The 16,000-nt window shown below is 63.8% G+C and carries 11 protein-coding genes; 8 read left to right on the top strand and 3 right to left on the bottom strand.

Annotated elements, in window-relative coordinates; translation table 11 throughout:
* The first annotated feature begins 5 nt into the window (after positions 1-5).
* The 4 genes from NFC73_RS16515 to NFC73_RS16500 all read left to right on the top strand — a co-directional run bounded on the left by NFC73_RS16515 (position 6) and on the right by NFC73_RS16500 (position 7,683).
* A complete protein-coding gene (locus NFC73_RS16515) occupies positions 6-3,152 on the top strand; it encodes an efflux RND transporter permease subunit (RefSeq protein ID WP_254751911.1) in 3,147 nt (1,048 codons plus the stop codon).
* 92 nt (positions 3,153-3,244) lie between these two features.
* Complete coding sequence (locus NFC73_RS16510; RefSeq protein ID WP_254751909.1) at positions 3,245-3,604, top strand: hypothetical protein; 360 nt, start codon at positions 3,245-3,247, stop codon at positions 3,602-3,604.
* A gap of 1 nt (position 3,605) precedes the next feature.
* Positions 3,606-6,749, top strand: a complete 3,144-nt coding sequence (locus NFC73_RS16505) for an efflux RND transporter permease subunit (RefSeq protein WP_256549011.1) — start codon at positions 3,606-3,608, stop codon at positions 6,747-6,749.
* A gap of 31 nt (positions 6,750-6,780) precedes the next feature.
* Complete coding sequence (locus NFC73_RS16500; protein ID WP_254751903.1) at positions 6,781-7,683, top strand: hypothetical protein; 903 nt, start codon at positions 6,781-6,783, stop codon at positions 7,681-7,683.
* Between the two features lie 78 nt (positions 7,684-7,761).
* Here NFC73_RS16500 and glpK read toward each other — a convergent pair whose 3' ends face one another.
* The 3 genes from glpK to NFC73_RS16485 all read right to left on the bottom strand — a co-directional run bounded on the left by glpK (position 7,762) and on the right by NFC73_RS16485 (position 11,995).
* A complete protein-coding gene (gene glpK, locus NFC73_RS16495) occupies positions 7,762-9,276 on the bottom strand; it encodes a glycerol kinase GlpK (RefSeq protein ID WP_056340187.1) in 1,515 nt (504 codons plus the stop codon).
* A gap of 45 nt (positions 9,277-9,321) precedes the next feature.
* A complete protein-coding gene (locus tag NFC73_RS16490) occupies positions 9,322-10,074 on the bottom strand; it encodes an MIP/aquaporin family protein (RefSeq protein ID WP_254751901.1) in 753 nt (250 codons plus the stop codon).
* Positions 10,075-10,168: 94 nt separating this feature from the next.
* Positions 10,169-11,995, bottom strand: coding sequence for a glycerol-3-phosphate dehydrogenase/oxidase (locus NFC73_RS16485; RefSeq protein WP_254752002.1), 1,827 nt, complete (start codon positions 11,993-11,995; stop codon positions 10,169-10,171).
* 123 nt (positions 11,996-12,118) lie between these two features.
* Between NFC73_RS16485 and NFC73_RS16480 the strand changes: the two genes are divergently transcribed.
* The 4 genes from NFC73_RS16480 to NFC73_RS16465 are packed head-to-tail and all read left to right on the top strand — an operon-like array spanning position 12,119 to position 15,987.
* The gene (locus NFC73_RS16480; protein WP_058932384.1) at positions 12,119-13,093 is read left to right on the top strand and encodes a sugar-binding transcriptional regulator; all 975 of its coding nucleotides are present in this window, start codon (positions 12,119-12,121) and stop codon (positions 13,091-13,093) included.
* Positions 13,094-13,103: 10 nt separating this feature from the next.
* On the top strand, positions 13,104-13,973 hold the full coding sequence (locus tag NFC73_RS16475; RefSeq protein ID WP_104060716.1) for an aldo/keto reductase: 870 nt from the start codon (positions 13,104-13,106) through the stop codon (positions 13,971-13,973).
* Between the two features lie 11 nt (positions 13,974-13,984).
* Positions 13,985-14,914 carry an alpha/beta fold hydrolase gene (locus NFC73_RS16470; protein WP_254751899.1) on the top strand — a complete coding sequence of 310 codons (930 nt, stop codon included), beginning with the start codon at positions 13,985-13,987 and terminating at the stop codon, positions 14,912-14,914.
* Positions 14,911-15,987 (top strand): glycosyltransferase family 4 protein, encoded by a 1,077-nt coding sequence (locus NFC73_RS16465; RefSeq protein ID WP_254751897.1) that lies wholly within the window; start codon positions 14,911-14,913, stop codon positions 15,985-15,987. Before NFC73_RS16470 ends, NFC73_RS16465 begins: the two co-directional genes overlap by 4 nt.
* The last annotated feature ends 13 nt before the right edge of the window (positions 15,988-16,000 follow it).

Here is a 16,000-nt window from a genome sequence, read left to right as displayed (position 1 = left end):
TCAGCATGCAGTTCCGAATCTTGGTTCTCGCCCTGGCGGCGGGCCTTATTACTTTTGGCATCGTGAACGTCCCACATATGGCCGTGGACACCATGCCGGAGTTCGCCCCCGCACAGGTAGAGATCCAAACTGAGGCCCTAGGGCTCTCCGCTGTTGAAGTTGAGCAGCTTATTACCGCACCGATGGAAGCAGACCTCCTCAACGGCGTGGCCTGGCTGGACGAGATCCGCTCGAAATCCGTCCCGGGGCTGTCGTCCATCGAACTGGTCTTCGAGCCTGGCACGGACCTGCTGCGCGCCCGCCAGTTGGTCGCGGAACGGATGACGCAGGCGCACGCACTGCCTAACGTTTCATCGCCGCCGCTGATCATGCAGCCCATGTCCTCCACCAGCCGCGTGCTGATGGTCAGGATGAATTCCAAGGAGCTCTCCGGCATTGAGATGTCGGTCCTGGCCAGATGGAAAATCAAGCCGCGGCTGATCGGTATCCCGGGCGTGGCAAACGTGTCCATCTGGGGCCAGCGCGAACAGCAGCTGCAGGTTGAGGTCACTCCGACGCAGCTGCGCGACAAAGGCATTACGCTTGAGCAGCTAATTAAGACCACAGGCAACGCGGTCTGGGTTTCGCCGCTGAGCTTCCTGGAGGCTTCGACGCCCGGGACCGGCGGTTTCGTGGAGTCGCCCAATCAGCGCCTTGGCATCCAGCACGTCCTTCCCATCCGCACGCCGGCCGACCTGGCCAAAGTCAGCGTGGAGGACACGGACCCGCAGTTGCTCCTGGGCGACATTGCCCAGGTCAAGGAAGACCACCAGCCGCTGATCGGTGACGCCGTTGGGGCGGACGCCGGCCTGATGCTGGTGATCGAGAAGTTCCCCGGCATCAGCGCCCTGGAGGTCACCCGCAGTGTTGAGGCGGCCCTCAAGGACATGGAGCCGGGCCTCACAGGCGTCCAGATCGACACCTCTGTCTTCAGGCCTGCGACCGGTGTTCAGGACTCCGTCAACAGCCTCGCTCTGGCGCTCCTGATCAGCCTGCTGATTGCGGTAGCACTGTTTTGGCTGCTGTTCCGGTCCTGGCGGGTCGCCGTGATCGCACTCGTGGCCATCTCCACTACCGTCACGACGGCGGCGGTGGTGCTGTTCGCCCAAAATGCAACACTTAACATCACCGTCCTGATGGGAATTCTGCTCGGCACGTCCGTGATCGTGGGCGACATCGTGGAAGACGTCCAGGCCCACCGACGACAGCGCGCCGTCAGCGGGGCGACGGACGCCGAGGCTACCCCGGCGTCGCGCCGCAGCCACATCGTCCGCGGAGTCCGCACACCACTGTTCCACGCATCGCTGATGATGGTGGTTGTCCTCGTTCCGACCCTCTTCGTGACTGGAGTAGGCGGCTCGTTTCTTTCGCCGCTGTTCTGGTCGTTGGCGCTGACGCTGGCCGCCGCCCTGGGTGTGGGCTTGTCCGTGACGCCCGTGTTGGCCCATTTCCTGCTTCCGGCGAAGACAGCCACGGGCAAGGAACGTCCCGCAATGGGGCGTGTGAAGGCGTACTACGACCGCGCCCTGGGCGGGGTCAACTCCAGGAAGGCGCTTGTGGTTGTGGCCGTCGCGGTCGTGGGGATCCTGGGCATCGCCGCCGGCTCACAACTGGCAGGAAACCGGCCGCTCGTTCCCACTATGCCCGACCGGACCCTGTTGGTGCAGTGGGACACCATGGCCGGGACGTCCAATGACGAGGTCCGGCGGATCGCTGCCCTGGCATCCGATGAACTCAGGGCCCTCCCGGGGGTTTCGGGCGTCGGCGGTCACGTGGGACGCGCCATCTCTGCGGATCAGGTGGTTGGCAACAGCTCTGCTGAGCTGTGGGTGTCGATCGCACGGGACGCCAACTTCGGCGAAACGGAGCGGGCCGTTCGGGACGTGGTCCAGGGCTACCCGGGCATCGCGCACAACGTGCTGAACTACTCGCAGCAGACCGTTGGCGACATGCGCTCCAGCCTGGAGCCGGGATTCGCGGTCCGCGTCTACGGCACGGAAATGCCGGTGCTCCGTGAAAAGGCAGAAGAGGTCCGCCAGGCCCTCCAGAAGATTGACGGTGTGAACAACCCGACCATCGACGCTGCTGCCATGACCGCGATCGTAGAGGTCCAGGTCAATCTCGAGGCTGCCCAAAAATTCGGCATCAAGCCCGGTGACGCGAGGCGCGCCGCTGCGACACTGATGCAGGGCATCGTCGTCGGGAACCTCTTTGAGGAGCAGAAGGTGTTCGAAGTGGTTGTTCGCGGCGCGGTTGGCGTCCGGGATGACCTGACAAGCATCCGTGAGCTGCTCCTTGACACGCCTAATGGCGGCCACGTCGAACTGGGCCAGGTCGCCGACGTTCGCATGGTCCCCAGCGAAGTTGTTATCCAGCACGATGCCACCTCGCGGCGGATCGACGTCGTGGCTGACGTCAGCGGACGCCCGCTGGCAGATATCCAGCGGGACATCGAGGCGGCCATCCAACAAATCCAGTTCCCGCTCGAACACCACGCCGAGATCCCCATGAAATACAGCCAGCTGCAGGCCGCAGACACCCTGGTTCATGGACTCGGAATCGCGGCCATCCTGGCTGTGCTGCTTCTGCTTCAGACTGCAGTGCGGAGCTGGAAGCTTGCCCTCGCCGTCTTCCTGACGCTTCCCGCCGCGATGGCGGGAGCGGCGGTCGCCGCATGGATCGGAGCGGAGTCCCTGTCCTGGCTGTCACTGACGGCGTTTGCGGCCGTGGTGGCCATCGCTGCACGTAATGCGGCGCTCCTGTCCGCGCGTGTTGACGAACTCTGGCGGGAATCCGAACAGATGTCACGCACTGACCTGGTCATGACGGCGGCCCGGGACCGGATATCGCCGATCCTGAAATCCGCCCTCATGACGTTCCTCGTTCTGATACCGCCCGCCTTCCTCGGCGGCGCGGTGGGCCAGGCCCTGATCGTGCCCATGCTGCTGATCATAGCCGGCGGGCTCGTGACCACAACGCTCGTGGGGATCTTTGTGCTCCCGCTGCTCGCACTCTGGTTCGGTCCCCGCACCGAGCCGGAAGAGTGGTCAGAGGTCTACGAATCGGAAATTCCAGTCAACCCTGTTATGCCGGAAAAGGTGGAAGTATCATGACCAGCACAAGGACCCTGCGGCGCCTGCCAGTGGCGGCCGCTGCTTGCGCAGCACTGCTGTTTTCACTGCCCGCCTGTGCTCAACCCTCAGCCATGGCAGAAACCGCATCTGAAGCGGCTGCCAAGGTGGAAAAGAACGCCGACACCGGCATAGCACGCATCACGCTGAGCCAGCGGGCCATTGAACGGCTGGAGCTGCTCACCGACACGGTCAAGCCGGGTCCGGGGGGCGCAGGCGTCCTGTTCCCATACGCAGCGCTGCTGTACGACGCGCAGGGGAAGACCTGGGTCTACGTCAACGCCGAGCCACGGGTGTACGAGCGCCAGTCCGTCACGGTGACCAAAATCGAAGCGGGGGCGGTCACAGCCAGTGCCGGCCCAGCTGTTGGAACGCCTGTCGTAACAGTAGCCGCGGCAGAGTTGTTCGGCGCAGAGTTCGTTACGGGCAAATGACATGCGCCGGATAGTCGCGGCAAGCCTAAGGTTCAGATCGATCATCATTGCGATGGCTGCAGCGCTGTTGATGGTAGGCGGCGCCCAGCTCAGCAGTGCCTCGGTGGACGTGTTCCCTGAATTCGCGCCGCCGAAAGTGGAGGTCCAGACAGCCTGCCTGGGACTTACCGCCGCTGAGGTGGAAGAACTCGTTTCGGTTCCCATGGAAGAAGCCTTCAACGGCATCGACGGCCTTCACCACATGCGGTCCAAGTCGGTACCGCAGCTGTCCTCGATTGTGATGGAATTCGAGAACGGCACGGATCTGCTCACTGCCCGACAGCTGGTGTCCGAGCGGATGGCGACGGTTATTCCGACGCTGCCCACCTGGGCGGCGCCGCCGGTCATGCTGCAGCCCCTGTCCTCCACCAGCCGGGTCATGAAGATCGGGCTGTCCTCGGACACCCGGTCCCTGATCGAGATGTCAATGATCTCCTACTGGAACATCAGGGCCCATCTGCTCCGCGTTCCCGGCGTGGCAAACGTGGCAATCTGGGGTGAACGTCTCCAGATGCTTCAGGTCCAGGCTGACCCGGCCAAGCTGGCAGCAAACAGGGTCAGCCTGGAAACCGTCATGAGCACCACCGCCAATGCCCTCGACGCCGGCCTGCTCCAGTATTCCTCCGGTGCCCTGATCGGCACCGGCGGTTCCCTGGACACACCCAGCCAGACAATTGGGATCAGGCACGTCCAGCCCATCACAACACCTGAGGACCTCGCGAAGGTGGCACTGGAAGATCGTGAGGGACAGCCCCCACTCCAGCTGGGCGACGTGGCCAACGTGGTCGAGGACCACCAGCAGCTGATCGGTGACGCCGTCATCAACGGCGGACCGGGCCTGATGCTGATTGTGGAAAAACTGCCTTGGGGCAACACCCTCGAAGTGACGCGCGGGGTGGAAGAGGCCATGAAGCAGCTCGAGCCCGGCTTGACCGGAATCGCTGTGGACACTGCCATTTTCCGGCCGGCGACCTTCATTGAGGAATCCCTCGACAACCTGAGCGTAGCCTTGCTGCTGGGATGCCTGCTGGTGATTCTGGTGCTGAGTGTTTTCCTCTTCCAGTGGCGGACGGCCCTGGTCAGCGTGCTGGCCATCCCCTTGTCACTGGTGGCGGCGGCCCTCGTGTTGTATTGGACCGGCGGCACGATCAACACCATGGTGCTTGCGGGGTTGGTGATTGCCGTCGGAGTGGTGGTGGACGATGCCATCATCGACGTCGAAAATATCGTCAGGCGTCTCCGGCACCACAGGGCCAGCGGAGCGCCCGGAAGCACCGCCAGGGTGGTGGTCAACGCGTCGCTTGAGGTCCGCGGACCAATCGTTTACGCCACGCTGATCATCGTCGCCGCGACGGTTCCGATCTTCTTCCTGGACGGGCTCACGGGCGCGTTCTTCCGGCCGCTCGCCACGTCCTACACTTTGGCGGTGATCGCATCCATGCTCGTGGCGCTGACGGTCACTCCCGCAATGGCATACATCGTCCTGCGAAATGCCAAGCTGGAGGACCGGGATCCGCCCGTGGTCAGGGTCCTGAAGCGTTGGTACGCCAACGCGCTGCGGCCCATCGTTCGCCGGCCTGTTCCCGGCTACCTGACCCTGGCCGCCGTCGGCGTCATCGGCATCGTGGCGGCGCCGCTGCTGGGCCAATCGTTGCTCCCGTCTTTCAAGGAGCGCGATTTCCTGATGCACTGGCTCACGCAGCCTGGCACATCCAACGCCGAAGAAGTCCGCGTCAGCCAGCTCGCCTGCGCTGAACTCATTGCCATTCCGGGTGTCAACAATTGCGGGTCCCATACGGGACAGGCGTTCAACGCCGATGAGGTGGTGGGTGTCTACTTTGGCGAGAACTGGATCAGCGTCGACCCCGGGGTGGATTATGACCAAACCCTGGCAGCAGTCTCGCAGGTAGTGGACGGTTACCCCGGAATCACACGGGATGTGCAGACGTACCTCAAGGAACGCATCCGTGAGGTCCTCACCGGAACCGGCTATGCCGTCGTCGTCCGCGTATATGGAGACGACCTTGCAACGCTGCGCCAGGAAGCCGACAAGATCAAGACCATCCTGGGCGGCATTGAGGGAGCCATCGGCGCGAAGGTTGCCCTCCAGGCCAGCGTGCCGCAGATCAATGTGGAGGTGAACCTGGAGGCGGCCAACCGCTTCGGACTGAAGCCGGGCGATGTTCGGCGGGCCGCCGCAACCTTTGTTGCCGGCGAAGAGGTAGGCGATATTTACCGGGACGGGAAGGCCTACGACGTCCAGGTGTGGAGCCCGCCGGAGGCCCGGACGAGTGTCACGAACATTGAGAACCTTCCCCTCGATACCCCGAGCGGGGTCAAGATCCGGATGGCTGATGTCGCCACGATTTCGGTCAAGCCCACGCCCAACGTCATTGAGCGTTCGGAGGGATCCAGGCGCATCGATGTCAGTGCCAATGTCAAGGAAGGTGACCTGGCGAAGGTCGTGGAGAAGCTCAAGACCGATATGGAATCTGTTCAGTTCCCGGTCGGCTACAGCGCGGTTGTCCTCGGCGAATACGCCGAACGCCAGGCCGCATCCCAACGGTTGCTGCTCTACGCTATTGGCGCGGTCATCGTCGTCTTCCTTCTCCTGCAGGCGGCTTTCAAGAGTTGGCGACTGGCTACCCTGGCCATCCTGACCCTACCGGTGGCGCTCGTGGGCGGGGTGATCGCCGCCCACCTCAGCGGCGGAATCCTGTCACTGGGATCGCTGGTTGGCTTCCTGACCCTCATGGGGATCGCGGCACGCAATGGCATCCTGCTCATCAACCACTGCCAGCACCTGGAGCAGTACGAGGGCATGCCCTTCGGACGTGCATTGGTGCTTCGGGGGGCTGCAGAGCGCTTGTCGCCGATCCTCATGACCACACTGGCTACTGCCCTTGCCCTGGTTCCGCTCGTGGTGATGGGGAACATCCCGGGCCATGAGATTGAACATCCCATGGCGGTGGTGATTCTTGGCGGACTGGTCACGTCAACGCTGGTCAACCTGTTCATCGTCCCCTCGCTGTACCTGCGTTTCGCCAAAGGCGGCCGCGGCCGCCGGCACGGGTCACACGAGCTGGAACCCGCGCCTGCGGTCTAGCAGATCCCTACGAGTGTGAAAGGCACGTGAGATGGCCTTACGAGCACATCTGTTCACGGCATGCGGGTCCGCGTTGCTGCTGGCCTTCGGATCGCTGACGGTGGTGTCGGCACCCACAGCGGGTGCCGCACCGCCGGCCCCGGAACTCTGCGGGCCCGGGTCCGCGATCAACTTTGACCGTTCGGATTTCCAGGCTTCCCCGCGGATCGATAACAAATGGTTCCCGCTCAAGCCCGGCATGCAGTATACGACGACGGGGACCGTGACCTCTGCCGATGGGACCAGCACACGCACTGTCGTCCATACTGTCACCGGGCTGACCAAGGTAATTGACGGCGTCAAGACCCGTGTCCTGTGGGACCGCGACTACTCGGACGGCGAACTGGTGGAATCCGAGCTGGCCTTCTTTGCGCAGACTGGAAAGGGAACGGTCTGGCTCTTCGGCGAATATCCGGAGGAATACGAAAACGGCGCGTTCGTTGGTGCGCCCAGCACTTTCATCAGCGGGCTTGCCAGGGCGCAGGCCGGCATCGCCATGCAGGCCAGGCCCCGGACCGGCACGCCGGACTATGTCCAGGCCTATGCACCCAGGGTTGACTTCCTTGACTGCGGGACAGTGTTCAAGAAAAACCAGCACGTCTGCGTCCCGACTGGCTGCTACGACGATGTACTGGTGATCGATGAATACAACCCGCTGGAACCGCCTGAGGCAGGCCACCAGCGGAAGTTCTACTCAGCCGGAACAGGGCTGGTGAAAGTCACCGCCGTGGGCGGTCCCGACCAGGAATTCATGGACCTCGTGAAAGTGAAGAAGCTGGGCGCCGCACAGTTCGCGGCCGTCAACACCCAGGCGCTGGAACTGGATGAGCGGGCATACTCGGTCAGCAGAAGCGTCTATGCGAAGACGCCTCCGGCTGAACTCGACGGACCCTGACCCGCACAAGACCAGGGAGGGCGGCACTCCTCGGGCCACCCTCCCTCTTCGTTGCTGTCCGGAGATCGGTTCGGAGTGCTAGCGGACGTCCTCGTCGACCCAATCCATGGACTTCGTCACGGCCTTCCTCCACAGGCGCAGCTGCCGGTCCTGCTCGGCCTGGTCCAGCTTCGGTTCCCACCGCTTGTCCTCGGACCAGTTGGACGATAGTTCGCCGAGGTCCTTCCAGAAACCGACGGCGAGGCCGGCTGCGTAGGCGGCGCCCAGTGCGGTGGTTTCCACGACCTTCGGCCGGATCACCGGAACGCCCAGGATGTCCGCCTGGAACTGCATCAGCGCGTCGTTGGCGACCATGCCGCCGTCGACCTTCAGTTCAGTGAGCGGAACGCCGGAATCCGCGTTGACCGCGTCCAGCACCTCGCGGGTCTGGAAGGCTGTGGCCTCCAGAGCCGCCCGGGCGATGTGGTTCTTGTTGACGAACCGGGTCAGGCCCACGATGGCGCCGCGGGCATCCGAACGCCAGTACGGGGCGAAGAGCCCCGAGAAGGCCGGAACAATGTAGACGCCGCCGTTGTCCTCAACGGCCGCCGCCAGCGTTTCCACCTCCGGCGCGCTGCTGATCATGCCCAAATTGTCCCGGAGCCACTGGATCAGGGAACCCGTGACCGCGATGGAGCCTTCCAGCGCATAGTGCGTTGGGGCATCGCCGAGCTTGTACCCGACAGTGGTGAGCAGACCGTTTTTCGAGTGAACAATCTCCTCTCCGGTATTGAAGATCAGGAAGCAGCCGGTGCCGTACGTGTTCTTGGCCTCACCGGCCTCGAACGCCGCCTGCCCGAACGTGGCGGCCTGCTGGTCACCCAGGATCCCGGACACGGGAACTTCGCGCAGCAGCTGGGAGGTGTGCACGGTGCCGTAGACCTCCGAGGAGGACTTGATGGCGGGCATCATGCTCAGCGGCACTCCGAAGATGCCCAGGATCTCCTCGTCCCAGGTCAGCGTATCGAGGTCCATGAAAAGCGTGCGGGAGGCGTTGGTGACGTCCGTGACGTGCACACCGCCGTCCACCCCGCCCGTCAGGTTCCAGAGGACCCACGCGTCGGTGTTGCCGAAGATCAGGTCACCGGCTTCCGCTTTGGCCCGCGCGCCGTCAACGTTGTCCAGGATCCACTTGATCTTTGTCCCTGAGAAATACGTGGCCAGCGGCAGCCCGACCTTCTGCTTGAACCGCTCCGGGCCGCCGTCCTTGGACAGCTCATCCACAATGTCCTGCGTGCGGGTATCCTGCCAGACAATTGCGTTGTAGACGGCCTCGCCCGTGGTTTTGTCCCAGACAACGGCGGTCTCGCGCTGATTGGTAATTCCGACGGCGGCGATATCGTGCCGGGTCAGGTTCGCCTTGGAGAGCGCGGAAGCGATCACCTCGCGGGTGTTGTTCCAGATCTCGGCAGGGTTGTGCTCCACCCAGCCCGCCTGCGGGAAGATCTGCTCGTGCTCCATCTGGCCCGAGGACACGATAGCGCCGCTGTGGTCAAAGATGATGGCGCGGGAGCTGGTGGTGCCTTGGTCAATGGCGATGACGTATTGGTTCATGGTGACGTCCTTGTCTGTATTTTTGTGTGTGTTTGAAAATGGTTACTAGCCGGCGACTGCAGGCATGATCGCGGGAACCCAGAACGCCACCAGGCCGGCAAGGCTACCGCCGACCAACGGCCCTACGACGGGGATCCAGGAGTAGGCCCAGTCACTGGAACCCTTGCCCTTGATGGGCAGGATTGCGTGGGCGATGCGTGGCCCGAGGTCGCGGGCCGGATTAATGGCATAACCCGTGGGTCCACCCAGGGATACGCCGATGCCCACCACTAGCAGTGCCACCGCCAGCGGCCCCAGGCCCGAGGGCGTCCCGCCAAATGTCAGGATGACGAATACCAGGACAAAGGTGCCGATGATCTCCGTGAGCAGGTTCCAGGGCGTGGAGCGGATGGCCGGACCGGTGGAAAACGTCGCCAGCTTGTTGGCTTCCACGGGTTCGGCATCGAAGTGCTGCTTGTATGCGACCCAGCAAAGGACAGCACCCAGGAATGCGCCGAGCATTTCACCGCCAAAGTAGGTGAAAGTTGAGGCCGCATCTACCGGGACGCCGGGGGCATATTCCTTGCTCTGCTTGGCAAGTAGGCCCAGCGTGACGGCGGGATTGAGGTGGGCGCCGGATTTGGCGGCAACAAAAACACCCGCGAAGACGGCGATCCCCCACCCCCAGGTCACCATCAGGAACCCGCCGCTGTTGCCTTTTGTGCCCTTCAGGGCAACGTTGGCCACGACGCCGCAACCCAGCAGGGTGAGCATCGCCGTTCCGAAGACTTCGGAAAGAAAAACAATTCCAAGAGACATCATTGACTCCTCTATTTTCTATTGTGCGGTCCTTCGCGGGTTGAAGGACCGTTGAACCGGAGCGCTTTGACGCCCCGGATGCAGCCTGGCCTGCCTAGGCCACCAGGCTGTGGATCTGCACGCCGTGGAAGCGCTCCAGCACCTCCCGTGCACGTTGGATCTCGTCAGCCTTGGCTGCCGCGTCCCAGCCGAGTGGTGCGGAAAGGACATCGGCCACCTCGACGAGGAGTTCACCGGTCACCAGGCCCCGGAAGGCAAGCGAGGTTCGCCGGACCAGGACATCGATGAGGTGCCCGATCTGCTCATTCCGGGCCATGAACTCCAGCTCACGGACGCTGAGTTCACGGGTGGAGCGGAGCAGCCTGTCCGGGCCGGCATCAAGGTACCGGATCACGTCGTCCGCCCTCGTGCCGTAGCGGGTCAGCAGGACGGCGGTGCGGTCCGCATCCCGGCCGGCACCCATGTGCGCCTTGATCCATTTCTGGATTCCGGCGTCATCCTCGGGGAAGCCGGCGCCGCCTCCGATGGCGAGTTTCGCCGTCGAGACCTTCCGTTCCATCCCCAGCTCGGCAAGGACGTCATTTGCCATGTGCTCGGCCAGGGCCCGGAAAGTGGTCCACTTGCCGCCCACCAGGCTGAGTACGACGGCGGTTCCTGCGCCGGGTGCCCCGGTAGCCGGCGTGCGCCGTTCAATCCGGTAGTCGCGCGAGACAAACCCCGGCTGCGTGGCGTCGTGGCGTGGCAGTGGGCGCACACCCGAGAACGTGTAGACGATCTGGTCACGCTGCACGGTGATGTCCGGGAAGACGTGTCCGATCAAGTCAAAGAAGTACTCGATCTCCTCCTCCGTACACACAGCGTCCTTCGACATGTCGGCAAGGACATCAGTGGTTCCCACCAGGACCCGGTCGCCCATGGGATAGATGAGGACGATCCGGCCGTCCGTGTGCTCAAAGAAGATCTCCCGGCCGTGGCAGGCCTCCAGCAGGCCCGGGTGGTCCAGAACTATGTGCGATCCCTTCGTGCCGCCCATAAAGGCCGACGCCGCCCCCATGGCTTCGTTGGTCAGGTCCACCCAGGCGCCGGTGGTGTTGACAATGACGTCCGCGGTGAAATCAAACAGCTCGCCAGTCAGTTCGTCGCGGAGCTGGACCGTGGTGCCTGACCCTGTTGTGCCGGGCTTCGTGGCAGCCCCGCCGAGCGAATGGAGTGCAAGGTAGTTGCTCGCCCGTGCTGTTGAGCTTTCCGGTCCGCCGCTGACTTGCCCGGCTTTCTCGCCGTCCTGGAGCACATCGAGCGTCAGGCGCTCGGGGTTGTGGACCGACGCGTCGAAGTAGGTGGCTGCGTATTTGATGCCGGGGTGCAGCTGCGGCAGCTCGGCGAGGGCACGCTTGCGTCCGCGGAACTGGTGGCGCGGTACGGAGCCGCCGTCCCGGGAGAACGAGTCATACATGCTCAGCCCCAGTTTGATCAGGAAGGCGCCGCGCTCCTTGGGCTTGCCGTGCTGTTTGTGCGTGAGGAACCGCAACGGTGCGGACAGGACGCCGGAAAAGGTGCTGAAGATCGGGATGGTGGTCTGGAGGGGCTTCACGTAGTGCGGTGCGATCCGCAGGAGCCGGTTGCGTTCCACCACGGATTCGCGGACGAGGCGGAATTCCCCGTTTTCCAGGTAACGGATGCCGCCATGAATCATGTGGGAGGACGCCCCGCTGGCACCCTGGCAGTAATCGCCACGCTCCACCAGGGCCACGTCCACTCCCTGCAGGGCGAGGTCCCGGAAGGTTCCCACGCCGTTGATGCCACCGCCGATGATCAATACCTTGGCGTGCGGACGGTTCCGCAGACCCTGCACCGCTGCGCGCGGTCCGGTGCTGTGGGCGGGCGTGGCTCCGCTGTGGCCGAATGAATCTTTGAGTCCCAACACTGCTCCTTGGGTTATTGGCGTGCCGGCATCCGCCGGACGCACCGTCGTTCTTCAACTATTGTTTGGACTAATGGAAAATGGAGTCAAGCACTATGCACAAACGTGCAGAATGGAATCAGAATGACACCTTCCCGGCACTCAGATGCGCTGCGGGCTGCACAGATGTATTACCTCCAGGACCTGACGATGGACGCGATCGCCCGCGAATTGCGGACATCCCGGTCCACTGTTTCGAGGCTTCTGTCGGCGGCCAGGGATACTGGACTGGTCCAGATCCAGATCCGAAACCCGCTTGATACGGGCCCCGAACTCGAAAGCATGATTCGGCGCGAGTACAACGTGGACGTGCACGTTGTTCCGGTGCTGGAGTCGTTGAACGAGGCCGAAACCCTGGACCGCGTGGCCATTCAGGCAGCCCGCACCATTGGCCCTTTGGTGGACTCCAATGCGATTATCGGCGTCGCATGGGGTTCGACGATCAGTGCAGTCAGCAGGCACCTCACGCGCAAGATCACGCACGATACCGTTGTGGTCCAGTTGAATGGCGCCGGCAACATGCACACCACCGGCATCACCTACGCGAGTGACATCATGCGCCGCTTCGGAAGTGCCTACGGCGCACGCGTGGAGCAGTTCCCTGTTCCCGCGTTTTTTGACCATGCGGCCACCAAGACCGCCATGTGGAATGAGCGCAGTGTGCAGCGCATCCTGGACCTGCAGGCCCGGATGAGCATCGCGATCTTCGGCGTTGGATCCGTGCACGCCGACTACCCGAGCCACGTCTATGCGGGTGGATACCTGGACGAGAGCGATCTCAAGATGCTGGCCCATTCAGATGTGGTGGGTGACGTTGCCACGGTCTTTTTCCGGCGTGACGGATCCTCTGACGGCATCGTCCTGAACGAACGCTCCACGGGTCCGGCGCTCGCCCAACTGCGCCAGGTCCGCCGGCGGATCTGCGTGATTTCCGGGGCATCCAAGATCAACGGCCTGCGGGGCGCCCTCTCCGCCGGCCTTGCCACCGACCTGATCGTGGATGAAGCCACCGCGCGCCGCCTGGTGGGCTTTGGCGGTGTCGCCTGGCCCAATGGGTAAAGTCAATGCTATGAAGACCTCACCCCGGCTCAGCCTCAACAACGGTGTGCTGATCGACCAGTTGGGATTCGGGCTGTACAAAGTTCCGGCAGCGGAAGCATCCGGCCTGGTGGCCACGGCCCTCGGCACCGGATACCGCCACTTTGACACGGCAGCGATGTACGGCAACGAAACCGGCGTGGCGCGGGGGCTCGGCCCCGCCATGGATTCCGAAGGCAGAAGCGGCGGCTCCGGGGAATCCTCGCCCGGCCTGCGGCGCGAGGACGTATTCATCACCACGAAGGTCTGGAACGATGACCAGGGATACGACTCAACGCTCCGTGCCTTCGATACCTCCATGGTCAACCTCGGCCTGGACTACGTGGACATGTACCTGATCCACTGGCCCTGCGCCAAGCGGGATCTGTTCACCGACACATACCGCGCCCTCGAAACGTTGTACCGCGAAGGCAAAGTCCGCGCCATCGGTGTCTGCAACTTCCAGCCCGCGCACCTGGACCGGCTGCTTGAGAGCGCCGAAGTGGTGCCCGCCGTGAACCAGATTGAACTGCACCCGTGGCTGCAGCAGGCGGAGCTGAGGGACAAACACCACGCCCTGGGCATCCGGACGGAAGCCTGGAGTCCCCTGGCGCGCGGACACGTTCTCTTGGATCCCGTGGTCCTGGCTCTGGCCGCCGAGCACGGCAGGACAGCAGCCCAGATCATTCTTCGGTGGCACATCCAGCTGGGGAACATCGCCATTCCGAAGGCAAGCTCCGAATCCCGGATCCGGGAAAACCTGGACGTCTTCGGCTTTGAACTTTCAGACCGCGACATGGCAGCCCTTGCCGAGCTTGACCGCGGTCAGCGCACCGGGTCCCACCCCGACAACGTCAACTAGGACCGAGGGTCATGAAAACCGCCGATCAACAGCCATCCCCTGTGCCCTCCTTCTTCAGCGCCGGGCTGGCCGCCCGCACCCGGGCCGCCGACATCGTGATTAACGGCAGCACCGTGGCGTACTGGACTTACGAACCGATCCAGGCCACACCGGACACCCGCACCATCCTCGTCATCCATGGTTTCCGCGGCGATCACCACGGCCTGCTCCGGGTTGCAGACCAGTTGCCGGAAATGCGCATCATCATGCCGGACCTGCCGGGGTTCGGCAGCTCCGCCGCGTTTGTGTCCGGGAAACATTCGGTGGAGCAGTACGGCACCTTTGTCACCGACCTTATGGCGGCGCTCGGCCTCGGCCCGGACACCGTGCTGTTGGGGCACTCCTTCGGCTCGATCGTCGCCGCCCATTTTGTCGCCACCCACCCGGGTACCGTCACGCCGCTGATCCTGATCAACCCCATCGCCGCGCCTGCCCTGGAAGGCCCCAAGGGCATCATGACCCAGCTGGCCGTCTTCTACTACCGGCTGGCGGCCCGGCTCCCCCGCCCGCTGGGACTGGCACTGCTGCGCAGTCCGCTGATTGTCAGGGTCATGAGCGAGGCCATGGCCAAGACGGCCGACACAGACCTGCGCCGCTTCATCCACGGCCAGCACCATGCCTACTTCAGCGCTTTCGCGGACCGGGAAAGCCTCCTCGAATCGTTCACGGCGTCCGTCAGTGGCCATGTGGCCGAGGTTGCCGGGAAGCTGAGCCTGCCGGTGCTCCTGGTCGCCGGCGAAAAGGACGAGATTGCCACCCTGCCGGACCAGCACCGTCTCGCCGCGCTCCTCCCCGACGGCGTCCTCAAAGTCATTCCCGGCGTCGGCCACCTGATCCACTACGAAACGCCCGGCCCCGCCGCCGGCTTCATCCGCAGCTTCCTTAAGGACCACCCCGCGTGAAGATTGTCATCGATGCACGATTCACCCGGACCGATCATCATGACGGCATCAGCCGTTACGGGGCCAGCCTCATCGCCGCCACGGCAAAGGTGGCCGACGTTTCCATGCTTATCAGCGACACGCGCCAACTGGCGCTGCTCCCGGATGTTCCGTACACATTGATCAACAGTCCGCTGTCCCCGCTGGAGCTGTTCGTGGCCCGCAGGATCAACCCGCTCGGCGCGGATGTTGTGGTGTGCCCCATGCAGACCATGGGCAGCTGGGGGCGCAAGTACGGCCTGGTCCTGACCCTGCACGACCTCATCTACTACGAGCACCCCGCTCCCCCGGGATTCCTGCCGGCGCCCGTCCGCGTGCTCTGGCGGCTCTACCACAAGGCGTTCTGGCCGCAGCGCGTCCTCCTCAACCGGGCGGACACCGTGGCCACCATCAGCCGGACCACGGAAGCGCTGATGGCCAAGTACCGGCTCACCAAAAGGCCCGTGCGGATCATCAGCAACGCCCCGCAGCCCGCCCAGGAATCGCGTGATCCCGCCGCCGGGGCGGACCATTCGCTGGTGTACATGGGCTCGTTTATGCCCTACAAAAACGTTGAAACAATGGTGGCCGGCATGTCCGAGCTGCCAGATTTCACCCTGCACCTGCTGAGCAGGATCACCGCCGAGCGCCGGGCCGAGCTGGAGATCATGGTGCCGCCGGGTGCCACGGTGGTCTTCCACAACGGGGTCACCGACGCCGAATATGCCGTCCTGCTCAAGCGCGCCACCGCACTGGTGAGCCTCTCCCGCGCCGAAGGCTACGGTCTTCCGCTGGTGGAGGCCATGGCCCTCGGCACGCCGGTCATCGCCAGCGACATCCCGATTTTCCGCGAGGTGGGCGGTGACGCGGCAACCTACGTTGATCCCGGATCCCCGGCAGAGTTCGCCGCGGCCGTGCAGAAACTGCGGGACGACGCCCACTGGCAACAGGTGTCCCGGCGTTCCGTGGCACGTGCGCAGGGGTTCAGCTGGGACGAATCCGCGCAGCAGCTGGTGGACGTGGCCCACGACATCATGGCGCGGCGCAGCCGCTGACTGATGCCGGCAG

It is taken from the genome of Pseudarthrobacter humi (assembly GCF_024294965.1).
Taxonomy (GTDB): domain Bacteria; phylum Actinomycetota; class Actinomycetes; order Actinomycetales; family Micrococcaceae; genus Arthrobacter; species Arthrobacter humi.
Note: the sequence above shows the minus strand (reverse complement) of the source record. Positions and strands in the feature narration are given on the sequence as shown.